The organism is Rhizobium subbaraonis (assembly GCF_900220975.1).
GTDB classification, from domain to species: Bacteria; Pseudomonadota; Alphaproteobacteria; order Rhizobiales; family Rhizobiaceae; genus Mycoplana; species Mycoplana subbaraonis.
On sequence record NZ_OBQD01000022.1, the window covers coordinates 1 to 20,134 of the forward strand.

Below are 20,134 nucleotides of genomic sequence, written 5' to 3' on the forward strand. Positions count from 1 at the left end.
TCATGGATGCTCTCTCCTCTAGTGACGTTCTGGCGAACATCACTCTGGCACATTGCGATGCCGTCGGGAGGGGGCATCCACTCCATCAGCTCTCAATGGAAATCAACACATGAAAGCGCTGATCTGTTGCCGGTGAACCCGCAACGTCTCGACAGCCGCAGCCCGGGCGCGGACGAGGTCGCGCATCGCCTCATGGCCCTCGTCGGGAACCCACACCGCCATGAGCTCGCCGGCCCTCAATAGCCGGGCGAGCGCGAGCGCATCTCGACGGTTGGTATTTACCCTGCCGCCCGGCTTCCTGGGGATCAATGATGGAGCGACGACCACACATTCATGGCCGAGCGATCGGATCAGCCGATGCAGCCCGTATCCGGTTGGTCCGGCCTCGTAGCAGAATTGAACGCGGTCAAACTTTGCCGCTATCCGCTGGATGAGGCGGCGCATGCTCGTATCAGACGCGTCAACCTCACCCCAGAAGCGAACCTCTCCCTCCCGGCCGGATTCGGCGACGGCAATCGCATTCTTCCGTTTGGCGACGTCGATTCCAACGAACACTTCTCTATAATCTGCCACGGCTCGTCCTCCTGTGATGAGGATCGCCTCGGCCTGTCCGAGCAACCCTCGGAAGACCAGTGTAGGGGCGAGCCACCTCAGCCACGAAGACGGACATATGGTCTTACTGACAAGCTCGAATTGGGAAGCTACGGCCTGATCACCCTGCTGGGCCTGAATCTTCTCGTGTCGAAGGGTCGGCTGCTTGCGCATCGATGGGGAAGGGTAGAGCGTCCAACGGGCTCATTCGCATGCGAGGAGGTGAGGGGGGCTCACCGGCACGATACGGCATGCAGGTGCCTACCCGTCGATCGGCTGGCAACGGCCGGTCCGGGAGCGTCCTGGAAGGAAAAGCTTCAGGCGATCCTTTCGATCGGCCTGCGCCCGTGTTCGGGTGCCCTGATCGTGCTGGTCTTTGCGCTGTCACGCCATCTCGCACTGGCCGGGACGATGTCCGTGCTGGCCATGGCGGCGGGAACTGCCTTGACGGTCATCATCGTCGCCGCCTTGTCGGTGCTGTCGCGCAGGTTCCTCGCGCGGCTCGCCCTGTCGGGCGCGGGCGGAGGAGAACGTTTCGCCATATGTTTCGAGTTCGCCGGGGCTTGCACGGTGTTCCTCTTCGGGGTCACGATGCTGACGGGACTGTTTCTCGTCGATGCTTGGCAATGAGCATTTTGCGATGATAACGCACTCAACACCCGTCGATAAGAAGTGCTCTTACCGCCGAGAAGGCTCTCCTATATCCTCCGCCTCGGCTGATCCTATTTTGGGTCTGAAATATTGTCGACAGTATCGATCCAATGCCGTGAGGCGAAGCGCCATGACAAAGATCACAGCAGCAATGTCTTCCAAGGCGCTTCGTTGAAGGCTCAAGGACCGAGAAGTCTTAGGCCCTGTGTCAGGCGGGCACGATCTTTCCGGGCAGGTTGTTGACCAGCATCGTGTCCTGCGGACGGAAGTGGATCACGGAACGGGTGGATTCGCCTGCATGAAGCAGATCGAAGGCGGTGTTGATCTGTTCGTGCGTCATGTTGTGGGTGATGTAGGGATCGACATCGAACTCGCCGCGCAGCCATTCATCGACCATACCGGGAAGCTGAGACCGGCCTCGGACGCCGCCGAAGGCCGAGCCGCGCCACACCCGCCCGGTGACGAGCTGAAACGGCCGGGTAGCGATCTCCTCACCGGCGCCCGCAACTCCGATCACCGTGCATTCGCCCCAACCCTTATGGCAGCATTCCAGCGCCGAACGCATTACTTTGACGTTGCCAATGCATTCGAAGGAATAATCCACCCCGCCATTGGTCATATCGATGATAACCTCATGAATGGGCTGAGAAAAGTTCTTTGGGTTGATGCAGTCGCCGGCTCCGAGAGTGCGGGCTAGCGGGAACTTGTTGGGGTTGGTGTCGATACCGATGATCCGGCTCGCACCGGCCAGCCTGGCGCCTTGGATGACAGCCATTCCGACGGCTCCCAGACCAAAGACTGCGACCGTTGAGCCCGGCTCCACCTTGGCGGCGTTTCGCACGGCGCCCATACCTGTCGGGATGGCGCATCCCATGACGCTTGCCTTCGCCAGCGGCGCTTCCTTCGAGATTTTCGCGACGGCAATCTCGGGCAATACCGTATACTCGCTGAATGTGCTGGTGCCCATGTAGTGATGGATCATCTTTCCCTTGTGGGAGAAACGTGATGTGCCATCAGGCATGACGCCGCGTCCCTGAGTTTCGCGAATCGTCTGGCACAAATTTGTCTTGCCCGACTTGATATAGGGGCAATTCGGGTCTTCGGGGATGTAGAGCGGGATCACGTGATCGCCCGTCTGGACCGAGGTGACGCCCCGACCGATCTCCTCGACAATGCCGACGCCTTCGTGCCCGAGGATGGCCGGAAAAAGCCCTTCGGGGTCTTTGCCCGATAGCGTGAACATGTCGGTATGGCAAAGGCTGGTGGTGACGATGCGCACAAGGACTTCTCCGTCCTTAGGGCCTTCGAGGTCGACCTCCTCAATCTCAAGCGGGCGATTCGGCTCCCATGCGATGGCGGCGCGGGTTTTCATAACGTGTCTCCTGACGTTGAACAGTGAGTGTTTACGTTATAACAGATCATCATGTGGTCGAATGCATGTGAGCAGGCGATTTCGGACAAACTACCTGTGTCAGCGAAAGCGGAGGATGGCGTTGGGTTGGATGGATAACAGGGCAGATACCGACCGAACTGCTGCGGCCACGCATCCGGTCTATATGGTGATTTATCCCGGTTTCAAATCGATGGAGGCGGTTGGACCTGTCAACGTTCTGACCTACGCCAACCGCCATCTGCAAGTTCGTGGTGATCCCAGGCGATACGGCATTACGCTGACTGCTCCACATCCGGGAACGATCCCATCCGATACGATCTTGTCAATCGAGGTCTCGACGGCGTTACCGGAGAAAGGCAGCCTGGCAACCGTGATGTTAGCGGGAGCGCTCGACATCGAAGCGGCGCTTCTCCACGAAGCCGGATTGGTGGATTGGTGCCGAAGGCGAGCTTTTGAGGCCGAACGGTTTGCTGCGCTTTGCTCGGCCAGTTTCTTTCTCGCAGCGGCAGGCGTCTTGAACAAAAGGCGCGTGACAACGCATTGGAGCGTTGCTGATCTGTTGCAAAGGCGCTTCCCCGAAATCCGCGTCGATGCCGATGCGATCTTCGTCCAGGATGGCAATCTCTGGACGTCAGCAGGTGTGACAGCGGCGATCGACCTGACGCTTGCGTTCGTGGAGCAGGATTTTGGTCGCGATCTTGCTCTAAACGTGGCACGCGACTTGGTTATCTATCTCAAGCGACCGGGTGGGCAATCACAGTTCAGTTCCATTTTGAGCAGTCAGATGACCGGCCCGCCCGGAATGCGCGATCTGCAAGCGTGGATTCTTGCCAACCTCCACGAGCCCCTTCGCGTTCTGGATATGGCGAAGCAAGCGGGGATGAGCGCACGTAACTTCTCGCGTCTGTTTGTAACTGAACTCGGCGTTTCTCCAGCGAACTATCTGGAGAACGCCCGCTGCGAACGAGCCATCACTTTGTTGCTTGATACCGATCTGCCGATGAAAGCCATCGCCTTTCAATCCGGCTTTCGCTCCGATGAGCAGATGCGCAAGGCTTTTTCCCGCCGGTTCTCTTTGACGCCGCGCGAGTATCGCGAGCGCTTCACGAGCGCGCGGGTTGGCGGATAGCGCGCAGTATTACGCTGTGTTTCGGGTTAGAGCTGTCAATCGGCGTCCAAAACTTGCACGCCGAAACACAACGGTCACAGGCAACGTCGCATCGATGAGCTTCTGCCGTGGAATTATTCGGAACGAACAAACGGCTGAAGTCTGCTGTCGGCCCGAACCGGACATTGACCGCGCGATTTGGGGAGACAGCAACGCGCCTGCATGTCTACCGTACAGGTGATCTTTGTGGTTGTAGTGAACCGCCCCGGCTTTGGCGGAGACCCCAACTCGTGAGAAGCAGGGTCTATGACAAGCAAGACGACGAACAAGTTCTCCCCTGAGGTCCGTGCCCACGCTGTTCGATTGGTGACGGAGCATGAAGCCGAACATCCTTCGCGATGGGCGGCAGTATCTTCCATAGCCGCCAAGATCGGCTGCTCGGCGCATACGCTCAATGAGTGGGTGAAGAAGGCCGAGGTCGACAGCGACAAGTGTTCAGGTTTGCCGAGTGACGTCGCGGAGAAGATGAAGGCTCTGGAACGGGAGAACCGTGAGCTTCGTCAGGCCAACGAGATTTTGCGCAAGGCCTCTGCATATGTCATCAGGGAGATATACCGATATCTCTGCACGCAATCCGCTTCCCAGCTTTCTGAGCCTTGAAAGATATAGGAGCATCAACGCCCTCGCTGAAACGATCAACGGCCTTCTACGAGGCCGAGGTCATTCATCGCTGCCGTTTCATGGCTCCGGCTGTGCGGCTGCCGACAGTCGATGGCGGTCCTTCAACACGCCGATCGGGCAAGTGCGTCGTGTGTGATCTCGCCTGGACTGGAAACGCCGACGAGGCCGAGATTGCGACGGACCTCCTGCTTCAGGATGTCGATGGCATGGTTCACGCCGCAAGTTCCGCCCAGCGCCGCCGCATAGAGAAAAGGTCGCCCGACGAATACGAACTCGGCGCCTAGGGCAAGCGCCTTCAGAACGTCCGAGCCCCTGCGAATACCCCCGTCCAGCATGACCTTTACCCCACCGCTGTGTTGAGCGATCGACTCCAATGCGCGCAGGGGCGCGATTGCGCCATCCAGCTGCCGGCCGCCGTGATTGGATACGATGATGCCGTCTGCGCCATGATCCGCAGCGAGCGTGGCATCGCGGGCGTCAAGAATGCCCTTCACCACCAGCGTGCCCGGCCAACGCCGGCGTATCTGCGCAAGATGTGTCCAATTGAGATGATCCCGGGCACCGAAGTCCCGCATCACATTCTTGGCGATAATGGGTGCGCCGCGCGTAGCCTGGGAATTCTCAAAATGCGGAATGCCGTGCGTCAGCGTCCGCAAAAACGTTCCTACCGTCCAGCGCGGGCGGATAAGTCCATCGTATGCCAGCCGCAGCGATGGTCTCAACGGGGTGGAGAACCCGGTTCGTATATTGGTTTCGCGATTGGCGGAGACAGACACGTCGACGGTTACCACAAGCGTCCCGAAGCCGGCAGCCGCAACGCGCTCCAGCAGGGCGTCGATGCGCGCCGGCTCGCCGGGCACATAGGCCTGAAACCAGGCGCCGGGATATGTCGCCGCTATCTCTTCCATGCGTGTCAGGGAGGAGCCGCTGACGATCATCGGCATGTTGGCGTCTCGCGCAGCTTCTGCAAGGACAAGATCACCGCGATAGGCAACAAGGGCCGATATACCCATGGGAGCAATGCCGAACGGTACGGTGTAGCGTTTTCCGAAAAGCGTTGTCTCCGTCGTGCGTTTAGACACGTCGTTCAAGACCCTCGGTACGAACGACCATTCATCGAAGGCCTCCCGGTCGCCACGTAGGGAGGCGCCGGTTTCAGCCGCACCCGAGACGTAGCCAAAGATCGGGCGGGGAAGGAAGCGGCGCGCCGCCGTCTCCAGGTCGTCCAAAGAAAGTATCCGGCGCAGCCGGGCGGATTTCCCGCTCATTCAATCTGCCTTTCACTTATCATCCTGCGTCGATGTATCGGGGCTTGCCCTGCCTTCAGGCAATATTCGACGAATTCGCAGCCGAGTTCATGAAGCGATCTGTCGATCCATGACCGGTCGAGAGCGCCGGCAAGCGTCTGCTCGATCTGGCGGCCTTCGGCCTCCTGTTTCTTCAGCGCGGCAAGGTGGATCGGCTCGATCTGATCGCGCGGGACGCAAAGCACCCCGTCGCCGTCCCCGAGCAGCAGGTCTCCCGCCTCGATCACTATGCCGCCGATGGAAACGGCAAAGCCGATCTCGCCCGGGCCGTCCTTGTGTGGTCCGCGATGGGTAGCCCCGAGTGCGAAGATCGGACGGTTGATCTCCATGAGAGCATCGGCATCGCGAATGACACCGTTGATCACGAAACCGGCGATGCCACGCTGGATCGCCTGAAGCATCATCATCTCGCCCATGACGGCAGCGCTCGTTTCCCCGCCGCCATCGACCACGATGACATCGCCCGGCTGCGCCATCTCGATAGCCTTGTGCAGCAACAGATTACTGCCCGGTCGGGTTTTGACGGTGAGCGCCGGTCCGGCCAAGACACCGTCGCGGTCCATGCGTTTGAGGTTCGCGCCGCCTGCAAACATTCGCGACATGCAGTCACTGACATTCGCAACCGGAAGGTTGCGGAATTGCTCGACAGCATCATGGCTGACGCGTGTCCAACTTTTCCTGATCCTAAAGCCGATCGTCATTGTTTTGTCTCCGGGAGGCTTGGCAAGACCGCAGCTTTGCGGCCGCGATCCGGGGTGCTCTGCGTGTCGGATCCATCCCCAACGGAATTACCGGTATCCTGCCACGGATCCTGATGGCCTGCAGCGAGCAGCATCCGGATCTGGTGATCGACATCGCGCCCGCCCGCTCCCTCGACCTCTATAGCCGGGTGCTCGACGGCCAGCTCGACGGAGCGATCATCGTCAGGCCACCCTTCCAACTCGCCAGCTGGGCTGGCAGTTGCTGCGCGAGGAGCCGATGATGCTGCTTGCGCCGAAGAGCTTGGCCGAGGTGGATCCGCACACGCTGCTGGCTCGGGAACCCTTCATTCGGCAGGATCGCTCCAACTGGGCGGCCCGGATCATTGACGATTATCTGAGTGCTGCAAATCTGCGGCCCCGCCTACGGTTCGAACTGGTGACGCTGGACGCGGTCGCCGTTCTCGTCGACAGCGGGTTCGGCGTGGCGCTCGTGCCGGATTGGTCGCCACCCTGGGAAGACCGTAGCCATAAGAAGCCGATTTGGCGCAACTGGCTTGGCTGCGGCAACCGCATCCGCACCAACGACAGACCTTCCGGAGGGGAGCCCCTCACGCAATGACCCGAAACAGAAAGACCGGCGATTGGATGATCGCCGGTCTTTTCATTGTCGCGCCTTTCACTGGTGCCACGCTCAGCCTTGCAGCATGAAGCGGCGGATGCGGCTGTCGACGGGGGAGGCTTCCAGTTCGGCGGCGGTCATGTCGGCCACGACATGACCGTTCTCCATCATCACCACCCGGTCGCTGACGCGGCTGACGAAGCGCATCTCGTGCGTCACGATGATCATGGTCATGCCGTCGCGCGCCAGGCTTTCGATGACCTGTAGCACCTCGCCGACCAGTTCGGGATCCAGCGCCGAGGTCGGCTCGTCAAACAGCATGATTTCCGGATCCATCGCCAGCGCACGGGCGATCGCCACGCGCTGCTTCTGGCCGCCCGACAGCTGGTGGGGATATTTGTTCGCATGGCTTGCCATGCCGACGCGGGCGAGGTGGCCCATTGCGGCCACGCGCAGGGCGTCGGTATTGCCGCTTCCGTGATAACGCGGCCCGAAAGTGACGTTCTGCAGAACCGTCATGTGCGGAAACAGATTGAAGGACTGGAAGACCATGCCCAACCGTGTGACACGGCCATGGAAGTCCGGCGCCAGCCGATAATTCCCCTCGGCGCTGATCCAGTCCGCGCCGTCAAGGGCAATGCGGCCGGCGTCGATATCCTGCAACGCGTTGACGGTGCGGATCAGCGTCGTCTTGCCGGAGCCGGACGGACCGATGATGCTGACCACTTCGCCCTTGTTGACTTTCAGCGAGACATCCGCGAGCGCTCGCTTGTCGCCGAAGTCCTTTCGGACGCGATCGAGCGCAACCACGACTTCGTCGCTGACACGGCGCGCGGTCGCCGGCGCCTCGGTAGCGACGGCCGCCGGGACGGAAATTTCCGCGCCCGTCATGCGCGCGATGTCGAGTCGCTTTTCAATCCGCGACAGGAACAGGCCAAACACCGAGACCACCAGGACATAGTAGAACGAAACCGCGACGAGCGTTTCGATCACCATGAAGTTGCGGGTATAGAGCCGCTGTCCCACCAGTAGGATTTCGGCAAGCGAGATCACCGACACCAGCGAGGTCAGCTTGACGATGGTGATGAATTCGTTGCCGAGCGAAGGCAGGGCGACGCGGATCGCCTGCGGCAGGATGATGTGCCGGTACTTTCCGACCGGCCGCACGCCGAGCGCATGGGCCGCCTCGTGCTGGCCCTGATCCACGGAAATCAACCCGGCGCGATGTATCTCCGCCAGATAGGCGGTCTCCGAGATGACCAGCGCGATGAGCCCCGCCCAGAACGGTACCGACAGCACCGGCGAGAGTGAAGGCGCGAACTGCGGCAGGTTGTAGACGAAGATCAGCAGCACCAGAAGGGGCAGACTGCGGAACAGCCAGATGTAGGTCTTGGCAAACCAGCGCACCGGGCGCAGCGCGGACTGGCGCGCCAGCGCCAGCAGGAAGCCGAGCACGGTCCCGATGACCCAGGTCAATACGCCGAGCCAGGCGACCAGGGCTGTGGCTCGCCAGAAATCGGGATAAAGCGCCAGGCTGAAAAGATAGTTCCAGTCAAAGTTCATGGGACCTGCTTCTTCGTTCGGCGGCGCCGGAGCGCCGCGCAATGCCGCATCGGACAGCTGGCCGGACAGGGCGCGAGCCCGGCCCGGCAGCTACCCCTTATTGTGCGATGGCGTCCTTGAATTCGGCCTCTGTGGACTTCGCCACGCCATATTTGCTGAAGAGCGCTTCGTAGTCCGCGTCTCCCTCGAGGCCGGCCAGCGTCTCGCGCAGGAAGGTCGCAAGCTGCTCGTTACCCTTCTTCACGCCGAAACCGACGATCACCGGATAAAGCTGTTCGGTCGAGGTCACCTTCAGGCGTCCGTTCAGCTTGACGGAGGCATCCGCCAGCACCGCGGAGTTTTCGAGTTGCGCGTCGACGCCGCCGGACATCACCGCCTGGGTGGCCTCAGGGGAAGTCGGGAACTCGCGGGAGTCGATCGGGTTGCCGGCACAGGCCGTCTCATTCAGCTTCTCAAGCTCGGGGATCCAGGCTGCGCCCTTGATCGAGCCGACACGCTTGCCGCACAGTTCCTCCGGCTTGGCGAAGCTCTGGCCGCCGCTGGCGGAGACGGCGATCGAGACGCCGGTCTTCATGTAGGGCACATAGTCGATCTGCTGTGCGCGGGCCGGCGTGACATAGAGCGTCGAGGCGATCACGTCGAACTGCCCGCCGGAAACGCCGAGGATCAGGTTTTCGAAGCGTGTGTCGAGAAACGAGACGTTGCCGCCGCTCTTCTTGCCGATAAGCTTCATCAACTCCACGTCGAAGCCGGCAGGCTGGTTGGATTCGTCGAAGTAGTTGTAGGGCGGATAGGTGAGATCCACCCCGACCCGAAGATCTTCGGCCTGGGCGGCTGTCAGCGATGCCACAAGGAAAATGGCGCCGGCCATAATTTTCTGCATGATGCGTTCCTCTCGATGAATGGCGCCATCTTTGTTGAACAATGTTGAGAATGCAACACCTTTATGAACAGCGTCATGCGCTTCGACCTGGGTGACTGCGCCTTGCAACGGGAGTCACTGATCGGAATCAGGATCGGCTTCGGGTGCGATTCATCGGATTTTTCGTCATAATTATTCAATTTCGCTCGCTTTCCGTCGAAAACTCTCAGGTTTTGCCCCGAATTCAGAAAAGTCGAATTCCTGCGAAAACCTCGCCTATCACGTCCGCGAAGCACATAATGTTCGACAATCTTGAGGATTGGAAGCGCACGAACAGAGCCTGGACCGACGTCAATAACCATTGCCATGAACTCTCTATGCGGGACGCAATGCCCAGAAAGCGCCTTGACAGGAAAATTTTGTTCAACAAATTATATCGAAAGGAGATACTCGTGCCCGAACCCGATCGCCCCCTCGTTCTTTCACAGACCGCTGCCGGACTGCTGCGCGACAAGATTCTGCGCGGCGAGTTGGCGCCGGGCACGCCCTTGCGCGAGGTCATCTGGGCGGAGGCCCTGAACGTCTCCCGCAACACACTGCGCGAGGCGTTGCGCGACCTCGTCGCCGAGGGCCTGATCGAGCATCGTCCACACCATGGCGCGACCGTGCGGGCCCTGACCTCCGCCGAGATCAGCGAAATCTACACGATCCGCCTCACGCTCGAGCTTCGGGGCGTGACCTGCAGCGCCTACGCCTCGAAGGAGGCCATGGCCGAACTTGTCGAGCGTGTCGAGGCGGTGCAGCGCGCCGCACTCGCGCGCGACTGGAAGCAGAGCGGCACCGCGTCTCTCGAGTTCCACCGCCAGATCGTGAGCTTCATCGGCAGTCCCCGGCTCGACGAGCTCTTTGCTTCGGTCGCCGCGCAGGCCCGGCTTGCATTTTCGCTTGCCAGCGACGCCCGCCGTTTCCAGGAGCCGTGGGTGGCGCGCGATGTCGAGATCTGCAGCATGCTCTGCGATGGCGACCGCGCAGGAGCATCCCGGGCGCTTGAGCTCTATTTGCAGGAATCCGAGCGCGTCGTGCTGGAGGCGGCGCGATCCCACGGCCTGCCCCGCCCCTCCAGATCCGCAGCACCTGCCGCAGACTGACATACGACACGGAGAACAACAGGGATGAAACCCAAGCCCATCACCAATGCCCCGCAGGATGCGGCCGCCCGCAAGGCAATCGCGCCCGTCATCTGCTATCCGGTCGAGACGCTGCCGCGCCCCGATCTGGCGACCTATCGTGCCGTGCGCGAAAATCTCGAGCTTGTCGATCGCGTCACCGTTCCCGCGCGCGATGCCGCTTGCTGGTCCGTGCCCGCCGGACACTTCTGTCGTATTCTCTGCAGCGAGGGATCGCAGGTTGGCGATCTCAACCTGTTCAACGCCCACAATCTCAGCGAACGTCTCTATACCGGCAAGACGCGGGCTCTGAACGGCACCCATGTCGGCCTCGGCGATCAGCTGTTCTCGAACATGCCCTATCTGCGCCCGATCGCCACCATCACCCACGACACGCTCGACTGGTACGGGTTCGACGAATTCGGCGGCTCGGTGCATGACGTGATCGGCACGCGCTGCGATCCCTACACCCACAATCTCCTCAGCCATGGCGGCCAGTATCACCACTGCTGCCACTCGAACCTCACCCGCGCCTTTGCCAGGCAGACGGGCAAGCCGCTTGCCGAAGCCGCCGACCATATCCACGACGTCCTGAACGTGTTCATGTGCACCGGCTTCACCCGCGATACCGGCCAGTACTTCATGAAGGCGAGCCCGGTGCGCCCGGGCGACTACCTGGAGTTTTTCGCCGAGATCGACCTTCTCGGCTGCATGTCGGCCTGCCCCGGCGGAGACTGCTCGTCTGAGCATTCCTCCGACACCGCCGCCTGCTATCCGCTCGAAGTGGAGATCTACAGGCCGCAAGCATTGCCGGAAGGCTGGCAGCCGCCGCAGCTGAACGGTTACGACGGCTCGCACGGCGTCTGAGGCTTCGCAATTCGGTCCCCTGTCAGGCAGTGGGCGGGCAGGGGACCACTGCCGGCAATCGGGACCAAGGCCTCAAGGGCCACAGCCGCCAAGGATCACCCGTTCGGTTCCGGCCCATTTGGCGCTGCCGTCTCGGCGGCCAATCTCGCCATCCCGCTTCCGCACATGGTTTGGGTGCACCATTTGCGGTGCACAATCCAACAAATGCGGGTTCCCAAATCAATCTTGAGTTGATTTTCGAGTAGACAACAATCGAGTTTCCATCTGCGCGGCGGCGTGCCCTCGGATGGCAAAATGAAAAATAATAACGATTTAACAACACCTTATTTCACGTCTGATTTTTTCCGAAGGCGCTCGGTTGACAAGCGGGATGCCTTCATGGCGGCATGAATTCAGCATAAGTGAATATTTATCACAAATGCTGATTGCCGAGGAGGGCAATCGTTCATTTGCTTCAATCCGGGAGGACCGCATGAAAACCCGTCGTACAATTCTGGCCAGCCTTGCAACGGCAGCGTCTGCCATCGCCATGCTCGCCGTATCCGGTGCCGCGCACGCCGAAGGGCTCAAGATCGGCTTCAGCCAGGTCACGCTCCAGTCGCCGTTCTACGTGCAGCTGAAGACCGGCGCAGAGGCCGCCGCGAAGGCTTCCGGCGACACGCTGGTCTTTCTCGACGCCAATGGCGACGTCAGCAAGCAGAACAACGACATTCAGGATCTGATCACCCAGGGCGTCAACGCGATCATCATCAATCCGGTCAACCCGGAAGCCGTCGCGCCTTCGCTTGAAGCGGCCGCGGCTGCCGGCATCCCCGTGATCACCGTCGACCGCCCGGTTACCGGCGGCAAGGTTGCCGCGCATGTCGGGCGCGACAACAAGGCGATGGGCAAGCTCGTCGGCGAGGCTGTCGTCGCCAAGCTCAAGGCCGACGGCATAACGGGTGCGAAGATCATCGAGATCCAGGGCGATGCCGGCGGCGCCGTCATGATGGATCGCCGCGACGGCTTCCACGCCGCCATCGAGGGCTCCGGCCATGCCATCACCGAAGGACCGTATGCCGAATACATTCGCGCAAACGCGGTGACCGCGATGCAGGACCTGCTGCAGGCGAATTCCGACGTGAAGGTGGTCTACGCGCACAACGACGACATGGCGCTGGGTGCGATGCAGGTGCTCAAGGAAAATGGCCGCGACGATGTGCTGATCGCCGGCGTCGACGGCCTGTCCGAGGCGCTGGAGACGATGGCTGCAGGCGGCCAATACGTCGCGACCGCCCTGAACGACCCGCAGTACCTCGGCGACGTCACGATCCAGGTTGCGCGCGAGGCCGCGGCCGGCAAAACCGTCCCCGCCTTCGTCGATGCCGGCACCGCGCTCGTGACGCCGGACAACGTCGGGCAGTTCCCGCATGCCGCGCTGTTTGCGGAATACCGTCCGCAGATCCTCGACAAGTAACTCCCAAGAAGGTGGGAGGGGCCATGTGCCCCTCCTGCTTGACGAACGCCGGCCGATCACGGCCGGCGACTGCCCAGTCGCATTCAAAGGATCGATCTACATGCGTGCAGCCGTACTTCACACCCCCGGAGACATTCGCCTCGAAGATGTGGCAAAGCCTGTGACAGGCCCGGGAGAAGTCCTCCTGCGCGTGGCCGCCGTCGGCGTTTGCGGGTCGGACCTGCCGCGCATGCTGATCAAGGGCGCCCACAAGATGCCGATCATTTGCGGCCACGAGTTCTCCGGACACATCGAGGAGATCGGTGCCGGCGTCAGCGGCTTTGCCAAGGGCGATCTCGTGACCGTGCCCCCCATGCTGCCGTGCGGCACCTGCGACCAGTGCGCGACCGGAAACTTCTCGCGCTGCCGGGACTACGACTACTTCGGTTCGCGCCGTGACGGGGCCTATGCCGAGTGGGTCTGTGCGCCCGTCGAAAACCTGCTGAAGGCGCCGGAAGGCTGCGATCCCCGCGCCGCCGCCATGGTCGACCCGGCATCGATCGCCCTTCACGCGATCTGGAAGGCGGGCGGGGTGCGCATGGGCGATCGCGGCGCCGTTATCGGCTGCGGCCCGATCGGGCTCTTTGCGATCCAGTGGATGCTGTTGATGGGCGCGCGCGAGGTCGTGGCGATCGACGTCTCCGAGGACAAGCTTGAACTTGCGCGGCAGGCCGGCGCGACCCACACGCTGCTGTCGGGCGCCGATCTGCCGAAGACACTTCTGTCGGACGTGATCGTCGAGGCGGCGGGCCATCCGAGCTCGATCAACGCCGCGGTGAAGCTCGCCGCACCGGGCGGCCACGTAGTCTTCATCGGGATACCGGTCGGCGAGGTCCCGCTCTCGAACGCGGCGTTCCAGCATTTCCTGCGCCAGGAGGTTTCGCTGCATGGTTCATGGAACTCCTTCGGCGCCCCCTATCCGGGCGCGCAGTGGACCGTGACCCTCGACAAGCTTGCGTCGGGCGCCCTGAAATGGGAATTCATGATCACCCACGAGCTGGGACTGGAGGAGTTGCCCGGCATTTTCGAACGGCTTCGCACCGATCGCGGCTTCTTCTTCTCCAAGATCATGTTCCGTCCGTGACGATGCGCCCCGGAATCAGGAGGCCGGGGCCGTCTGAGACGCACGTTTGAGGAGGACAATCGGACATGGCTCATATTCTGAGCTTCGACTTCGGCACAGGCGGCGTTCGGGCGGGTGTCTATGACACCGACCGCCGCCAGATGCTCGGACAGGCGGATGCCCCCTATGCCACGCGCTATCCTCGCGCCGGCTGGGCCGAGCAGTCGCCCGACGAGTGGCGCGCAGCATTGCGCCTTGCCGGTCGCGCCGTCCTTGAAAAGACGGGGCGCAGGACCGTCGATGCCGTGTGCACTGCCACGACCGCCTCGACCGTCGCCGTCTGCCTGCGCGACGGCACGCCGCTTGCCCCGGCCATCCTGTGGATGGACTGCCGCGCCGAAACGGAAGCGCGTGAAACCGCGCGCCTGACGCATCCGGTCATGCGCTTCTGCGGCGGCTCCGATGCCGTCGAATGGCTGGTGCCGAAATCGATGTGGCTCAAACGCCATCAACCCGAACTGTGGTCGAAGGCCGAAGTCGTCTGCGAGGCATTGGACTACGTCAACTTCGACCTGACCGGCGAATGGGTCGGTTCGCGCATGAACGCGGCCTGCAAGTGGAATTACGACAGCGAAGGGCACAGCTTCGTCCCGGAAATATACGAGAACCTCGGAGTAGCGGACCTCATCGACCGCCTGCCGCAGCACATCGTGCCGGTGGGCGGCGTCATCGCCCCGATGCGTGCGGCCATGGCGGCCGACCTCGGCCTTGAAAACCGGCCGATCGTCGCTCAGGGCGGCATCGACGCGCATATCGGAATTCTCGGCGCCGATACCGTTGAGCCGGGCGGCATGCTGTTCATCGGCGGCACCTCGATCGTGCAGCTTGTTCAGCTGGCAGGGGAGGCGGACGTCTCCGGCTTCTGGGGCCCGTATCCCAACGCCCTCACCGACGGACACTGGCTCGTCGAGTGCGGGCAGGTGGCCGCCGGTTCGATGCTGAACTGGCTGGCCGGCGAAATGTTCGGCCTCGATCAGGCCGGTCACGCGGCCCTGATCGAGGCGGTGGCGGCATCACCCGGCCGCTCTGAAGGCCTTCTCGCGCTCGACTACATGATGGGCAACCGCACGCCCTATCGCGACGCAGCATTGCGTGGCGCCCTGATGGGACTGACGCTGGGCCATACGCGGACGGACATCTACGCGGCCGCGGTCGATTCCCTCGCGCTCGGTTCGGCCAACGTCCTGTCGGTGCTCAAAGCACGCGGCGTGGCGGTGGACCGCGTGATGATGGCGGGCGGCATTGTGAAGAATGCGGCCTGGCTCCAGGCAACCGTGGACGCGCTTGGCCTGCCGGTCCAGGTGGCGCGCGAGGACAATCTCTCGCTGGTCGGCACGGCGGTGGCCGCAGCTTCTGCGATCGGCGTCTTCTCCGACCTGAAGGCGGCGGCACGCGCGTGCGTCGCGCCGGCAAGCGAGCTGACGCCCGATCCCGCGCGGGCCGCATGGTTCGCGCGTACATTGCCCCTCTATCAGGAGGCGACGGAGCAACTGCGCCCGGTGCTGCACCAGCTCGCCCGCCGGCAGATGGGAGGCTGAACGTGGCCGAACGCAATCCCTACTCGGCGCGGCTGCCGATCAACGAGCAACGCGATCACCTGATGGTTCAGGTTGCCAAGCTCTACTACGATCTCGACCGCACCCAGTCCGACATCGCGACCGAACTCGGACTGACCCGCTGGCAGGTCGGTCGGCTGCTGACCGAGGCCAAGGAGGCGGGGATCGTCCGCATCGAGATCACCCCGCGCGCCGGCCGGCGGACCTCGCTCGAGGTCGAATTGCAGCGACAGTTCGGCGTCCGTGAGGCGATCGTCGTTCCAATCGGCGACATCGAGGATCCGAGCCTCATCATCGACAGTGTCGCGCAGGCGGCGGCGACCCATCTTGCCAGCCTGAGCCCCAAGCCGGCCCTGATGGGCGTCAGCTGGGGGCGCACCATGGCCGCGGTCGCCCGCGCGCTGCCGAAAGACTGGTGCCCCGGCCTGCATGTGGTTCTGGTCAACGGATCCACGGCTCTGACGACCACGACGAGCCGCAATTCGGCCGTCGCCGAGGAAATCGCCCAGTCCGCGGGCGGGCGCGCGACGCTGCTGCCCGTCCCCGCCATCATGGGATCGCGTTCGACCAGAGACGCGCTCGAACAGGATCCGATCATCGACAGGGTGCTGACGCTCGCCGACGAGGCGCCCGTCATCTGCTTCGGCCTCGGCGGACTGACCCACCAGTCGGTCCTGCTCGGCTCGGGCTATCTCGACGAGGACGACATCGCCCGGCTCAGAAAGCTGAATTCCGTCGGCGACATCATGGGGCGTTTCGTCGACCGGGAGGGGCGGATCGCCGACCGGCATCTGGACGACCGGACTATCGGTCTGCGGCTCGATGCGCTTGCGCGCAAGGAGCGGGTGATCGGGGTCGCGGCCGGCGAAGACAAGCATCTGATCGCGGCGGCCTGCCTGCGGGCCGGCTACGTCACCGACCTCGTCACGGACGAGGGCACGGCGCGGCGCATACTGGAGGAGACTGCATGATGGAGGACGTGCTCAGCATCGAGCGGCTGTCCAAGCGATTCCCGCCCAACATCGTGGCGCTCGCTGACGCCAACATCTCGGTCCGCAAGGGCGAGGTGCATTGCCTTTTGGGCGCAAACGGCGCCGGCAAGTCGACGTTCCTGAAGTTGATTGCCGGCGCTTTGTCGCCGTCCGGCGGAGAAATGCGCGTCGACGGACGCAAGGTGAGTTTTCGCGCGCCGGCCGAGGCCGCCACCGCCGGAATATCGATGATCTACCAGGAGTTGGATCTGGTGCCGCAACTGACGGTGGCCGAAAATCTCTTCCTCGGCCATCCGCCGCAGCGTTTCGGCTTCCTCGACAAGCGGACGCGCCGGAACCGCGCAAAAGAGGCGCTGGCCCGCGTCGGGGCGACCTTTTCGCCGGAAGACCGGGTGGGCAGCCTGTCGATCGCCAACCAGCAGCTGACGGCCATCGCAAGGTCGCTGACCCGCGATGCCAAGGTCATCATCATGGACGAGCCCTCGGCTGCGCTCAACGAGACGGAGCTCAAAGCCGTCTTCCGCGTCATTCGCGAACTCACCGCACAGGGCGTGGCCATTCTCTATGTCAGCCACCGGCTTGGCGAGCTGCGGGAGATCGGCGATCGCGTGACGGTGCTGCGGGGTGGTCAGACGATCGAGACCTTCGATGTCGCAGGCACCCCCGACAGCGCGCTTGTCGAAGCGATTCTCGGGCGCAACCGGACGCTCGTCGAACGCCGGCCACGCCCGCCCGTGACGGGCGACGTCGTCCTGAAGGTCGACCGGCTGACGGCGGCGCAGGGCCTCGATATCCGCGACTTCGAACTTCGCCGCGGGGAGATTTCGGGGCTGACCGGCCTCAACGGCTCGGGCCGGACCTCGTTCCTCAAGGCACTTTTCGGTGCGGAGGTCAGCGAGGCAAAGATGTCGCTCAATGGCCGGCCCTACCGGCCAAAGGCCCCGCGCGACGCGATCAGGGCCGGGCTCGGTCTCGTCCCGGAAAACCGCAAGACCGAAGGCCTCATTCTGGATGCGCCGATCTATCGAAATGCCACGCTGCCCGCGATGCAGGGAAACTTCCTCGCCCGGCACGGCGAACTGAAGGCGAAAACCGTCCCGGTCCTCAGGCAACTTTCGACGAAGTATGGCGCGCCGGAACAGAAGGTCATCCAGCTTTCGGGCGGCAACCAGCAGAAGGTCGTGCTGGCGAAGTGGATCATCAAGGGCGCCAGCCTGCTTCTGCTCGACGAACCCTCGCGCGGTCTCGACATCGGCGCCAAGGCCGACCTCTACCGGCTGGTGGAGGAACTGGCCGCCAACGGCGCCGCGGTGATCGTCGCCTCGTCGGAGCTGGAGGAGCTCTACGCGGCCTGCGACACCATCTGGGTCTTCCACGAGGGGCGGAACATCGCCCGGTTCGATCCGGCCACCACCGATCAGGACACGATCCTGAAGCATCAGATTCTCGGAGAACATCACCATGACTGACACCGTGACGGGAGCTCCGCCCATGCAGCGTTCCGGACGCCGCCTCATCGATCTGGCGATCGAGTACAATTTCATCTTCATCTTCCTGGTCGTCGTCGCGATCGCGGCGATCCTGTCGCCCAACTTCATGACGCCAACCAACATCGCCAACCTGTTCCAGCAGGCGGCGGTCGTCGGCGTCGTCGCGATCGGCATGACCTTTGTCATCCTGACAGGAAACATCGACCTTTCCGTCGGCTCCGTGGTTGCGCTGTGCGGCATGCTCGTGGCGGTGCTGCTTGCGGGTGGCATGCCTATCCTGCCGGCGATCGCCATCACCATCCTGACGGGCGCGGCCGCCGGCGCGACGATCGGACTGATCACCGCGCTGGCAGAAGTGCCGAGCTTCATCGTCTCGCTGGCCGGCCTGGTCTCCTTCCGCGGCGTCACTTACCTGTTGACCGACGGTGTGCCCGTCTCCGGGCTGCCGCCGAGCTTCGGGGCGATCTCGTCCACGATGATCCCGCTGTTTCCGGGCGCGCAGATCAGCTCGATGGGACTGATCTTCATCGTTCTGTGCATCGCTGCCGGCGCCCTGCTTCGCTTCACGGTCTTTGGCGAATCCGTCTACGCGACCGGCGGCAATGCAGAGGCGGCCCGCCTTTCGGGCCTGCCGACGAAGCGCATTCTCGTCCTCGTCTTCACCGTTTCGGGGATCATGAGCGCACTCGGCGGCATTCTGCTCACCTCACGCCTGCGCATCGGCCAGCCGACTGCCGCCCAGGGCCTGGAGCTCGATGCCATCGCTGCCGTGGTCCTCGGCGGCACTTCGCTCTTCGGCGGTCGCGGCGGCGTGCTCGGCACCTTCTTCGCCGTGATGCTGCTGCAGGTGCTGCGCAACATCTTCAACCTGCTGGGCCTCGGTTCGTTCTACCAGATGACCGTGACCGGTCTGATCATCGTCGCCGCCATCCTGCTCAATCGCTTCATCGACATCCGCCGCGGACGGGCCTGAGCCCGCCGCCCAACGCCCAACGCTGGACATTGCCATGACAGAACATTTCCCCCGTCCGGAGGGTTCTCCCCTCATGCCCGATTGGTTCGACGCCCACGCCGTCAACCTGAGCGCTTCCGAGCGGCGTGCGGCGAGCCTGCCGACCCGCCGCACCGTCAAGAAGGAGTGGCAGGCCGCCTGGCTCCTGCGGGCGATCACCTGCATCGACCTGACGACGCTGGCCGGCGATGACACGGAGGACCGCGTCCAGCGCCTGTGCGCCAAGGCTCGAACGCCGGTACGCGCGGACCTCCTCGAAGCGCTCGGCATCGAGAAGGTGACCGTCGGCGCGGTCTGCGTCTATCCGACGATGGTGGCGCATGCGGTAATGGCGCTCGAAGGTTCGGGCATTCCCGTCGCCTCGGTCGCCACCGGCTTCCCCGCCGGCCTGACGCCGCTGCCGCTGCGGCTGGGCGAGATCCGCTATGCCGTGGAGCAGGGGGCGAAGGAAATCGACATCGTCATCACCCGCGAGCACGTGCTTAAGGGCGACTGGGCTGCACTCTATGACGAGATCAGGGCGATGCGAGAAGCCTGCGGCCCGGCGCACATGAAGGCGATCCTTGCCACCGGCGACCTGAAGACGCTGACCAATGTCTACAAGGCCTCGATGGTCGCCATGCAGGCCGGTTCGGACTTCATCAAGACGTCGACCGGCAAGGAGGACGTCAACGCCACCCTGCCGGTGTCGCTGACGATGGTCCGCGCGCTTCGCGACTACCGCGACCGCACCGGTCAGATGGTCGGCTTCAAGCCGGCCGGCGGCCTCAGGACCGCCAAGGACGCAATGAACTGGCTGATCCTGATGAAGGAGGAACTCGGCACGCGCTTCATGATGCCGGATCTCTTCCGCATCGGCGCATCCTCCATGCTCGGCGATATCGAACGCCAGCTCGAACACCATGTCACGGGCCGGTACTCGGCCGCCAACCGCCACGCGCTGGCCTGAGGAAAGAC

18 protein-coding genes and 2 pseudogenes are annotated in these 20,134 nt (G+C 63.0%); 14 read left to right on the forward strand and 6 right to left on the reverse strand.

Annotated elements, in window-relative coordinates; translation table 11 throughout:
* Positions 1–108: 108 nt before the first annotated feature.
* A pseudogene (locus CRO48_RS25540) lies at positions 109–573 on the reverse strand (IS110 family transposase); the annotation flags it as partial.
* 240 nt (positions 574–813) lie between these two features.
* Here CRO48_RS25540 and CRO48_RS32430 point away from each other — a divergent pair.
* Positions 814–1,221 carry a HoxN/HupN/NixA family nickel/cobalt transporter gene (locus CRO48_RS32430; protein ID WP_176526897.1) on the forward strand — a complete coding sequence of 136 codons (408 nt, stop codon included), beginning with the start codon at positions 814–816 and terminating at the stop codon, positions 1,219–1,221.
* A gap of 229 nt (positions 1,222–1,450) precedes the next feature.
* Here CRO48_RS32430 and CRO48_RS25550 read toward each other — a convergent pair whose 3' ends face one another.
* Positions 1,451–2,614: an S-(hydroxymethyl)glutathione dehydrogenase/class III alcohol dehydrogenase gene (locus CRO48_RS25550; protein ID WP_097142596.1), complete on the reverse strand. Its 1,164-nt coding sequence runs from the start codon at positions 2,612–2,614 to the stop codon at positions 1,451–1,453.
* Between the two features lie 130 nt (positions 2,615–2,744).
* Here CRO48_RS25550 and CRO48_RS25555 point away from each other — a divergent pair, with 130 nt between their 5' ends.
* A complete protein-coding gene (locus CRO48_RS25555) occupies positions 2,745–3,764 on the forward strand; it encodes a GlxA family transcriptional regulator (protein WP_097142662.1) in 1,020 nt (339 codons plus the stop codon).
* Between the two features lie 285 nt (positions 3,765–4,049).
* Positions 4,050–4,340, forward strand: a pseudogene (locus CRO48_RS25560) (transposase); the annotation flags it as partial.
* A 185-nt stretch (positions 4,341–4,525) separates the two neighbouring features.
* Here CRO48_RS25560 and CRO48_RS25565 read toward each other — a convergent pair.
* The gene (locus CRO48_RS25565; protein WP_097142597.1) at positions 4,526–5,692 is read right to left on the reverse strand and encodes an alpha-hydroxy acid oxidase; all 1,167 of its coding nucleotides are present in this window, start codon (positions 5,690–5,692) and stop codon (positions 4,526–4,528) included.
* Complete coding sequence (locus tag CRO48_RS25570; protein ID WP_097142598.1) at positions 5,689–6,432, reverse strand: RraA family protein; 744 nt, start codon at positions 6,430–6,432, stop codon at positions 5,689–5,691. The genes CRO48_RS25565 and CRO48_RS25570 overlap by 4 nt, the downstream gene beginning before the upstream one ends.
* On the opposite strand from CRO48_RS25570, the gene CRO48_RS33305 reads away from it, so the two are divergent.
* Together CRO48_RS33305 and CRO48_RS33310 are read left to right on the forward strand one after the other, a co-directional pair.
* Entirely contained in the window at positions 6,432–6,713 is a 282-nt protein-coding gene (locus tag CRO48_RS33305) for a LysR substrate-binding domain-containing protein (RefSeq protein ID WP_097142599.1), read from the forward strand. The genes CRO48_RS25570 and CRO48_RS33305 overlap by 1 nt on opposite strands.
* A complete protein-coding gene (locus tag CRO48_RS33310) occupies positions 6,713–7,051 on the forward strand; it encodes a LysR substrate-binding domain-containing protein (RefSeq protein ID WP_280952697.1) in 339 nt (112 codons plus the stop codon). The genes CRO48_RS33305 and CRO48_RS33310 overlap by 1 nt, the downstream gene beginning before the upstream one ends.
* A gap of 72 nt (positions 7,052–7,123) precedes the next feature.
* Here the strand turns inward: CRO48_RS33310 and CRO48_RS25585 are convergent, their stop codons facing one another.
* Together CRO48_RS25585 and CRO48_RS25590 are read right to left on the reverse strand one after the other, a co-directional pair.
* On the reverse strand, positions 7,124–8,614 hold the full coding sequence (locus CRO48_RS25585) for an amino acid ABC transporter permease/ATP-binding protein (protein WP_097142601.1): 1,491 nt from the start codon (positions 8,612–8,614) through the stop codon (positions 7,124–7,126).
* Between the two features lie 97 nt (positions 8,615–8,711).
* Positions 8,712–9,497 carry a transporter substrate-binding domain-containing protein gene (locus CRO48_RS25590; protein WP_097142602.1) on the reverse strand — a complete coding sequence of 262 codons (786 nt, stop codon included), beginning with the start codon at positions 9,495–9,497 and terminating at the stop codon, positions 8,712–8,714.
* Between the two features lie 431 nt (positions 9,498–9,928).
* Between CRO48_RS25590 and CRO48_RS25595 the strand changes: the two genes are divergently transcribed.
* The 9 genes from CRO48_RS25595 to deoC all read left to right on the forward strand — a co-directional run bounded on the left by CRO48_RS25595 (position 9,929) and on the right by deoC (position 20,126).
* Positions 9,929–10,624: a GntR family transcriptional regulator gene (locus tag CRO48_RS25595; RefSeq protein ID WP_210202026.1), complete on the forward strand. Its 696-nt coding sequence runs from the start codon at positions 9,929–9,931 to the stop codon at positions 10,622–10,624.
* Between the two features lie 24 nt (positions 10,625–10,648).
* Positions 10,649–11,509 carry an urea carboxylase-associated family protein gene (locus tag CRO48_RS25600; protein WP_097142603.1) on the forward strand — a complete coding sequence of 287 codons (861 nt, stop codon included), beginning with the start codon at positions 10,649–10,651 and terminating at the stop codon, positions 11,507–11,509.
* A 472-nt stretch (positions 11,510–11,981) separates the two neighbouring features.
* Complete coding sequence (locus CRO48_RS25605; protein ID WP_097142664.1) at positions 11,982–12,965, forward strand: substrate-binding domain-containing protein; 984 nt, start codon at positions 11,982–11,984, stop codon at positions 12,963–12,965.
* Positions 12,966–13,065: 100 nt separating this feature from the next.
* A complete protein-coding gene (locus CRO48_RS25610) occupies positions 13,066–14,088 on the forward strand; it encodes a galactitol-1-phosphate 5-dehydrogenase (protein WP_097142665.1) in 1,023 nt (340 codons plus the stop codon).
* 65 nt (positions 14,089–14,153) lie between these two features.
* Positions 14,154–15,665 carry an FGGY-family carbohydrate kinase gene (locus tag CRO48_RS25615; protein WP_097142604.1) on the forward strand — a complete coding sequence of 504 codons (1,512 nt, stop codon included), beginning with the start codon at positions 14,154–14,156 and terminating at the stop codon, positions 15,663–15,665.
* A gap of 2 nt (positions 15,666–15,667) precedes the next feature.
* Positions 15,668–16,654, forward strand: coding sequence for a sugar-binding transcriptional regulator (locus CRO48_RS25620; RefSeq protein WP_097142605.1), 987 nt, complete (start codon positions 15,668–15,670; stop codon positions 16,652–16,654).
* A complete protein-coding gene (locus CRO48_RS25625) occupies positions 16,651–18,144 on the forward strand; it encodes a sugar ABC transporter ATP-binding protein (protein WP_245423668.1) in 1,494 nt (497 codons plus the stop codon). The genes CRO48_RS25620 and CRO48_RS25625 overlap by 4 nt, the downstream gene beginning before the upstream one ends.
* Entirely contained in the window at positions 18,137–19,138 is a 1,002-nt protein-coding gene (locus tag CRO48_RS25630; protein ID WP_097142606.1) for an ABC transporter permease, read from the forward strand. Before CRO48_RS25625 ends, CRO48_RS25630 begins: the two co-directional genes overlap by 8 nt.
* Before the next feature lie 34 nt (positions 19,139–19,172).
* Positions 19,173–20,126 (forward strand): deoxyribose-phosphate aldolase, encoded by a 954-nt coding sequence (gene deoC / locus CRO48_RS25635; protein WP_097142607.1) that lies wholly within the window; start codon positions 19,173–19,175, stop codon positions 20,124–20,126.
* Positions 20,127–20,134 lie beyond the last annotated feature (8 nt).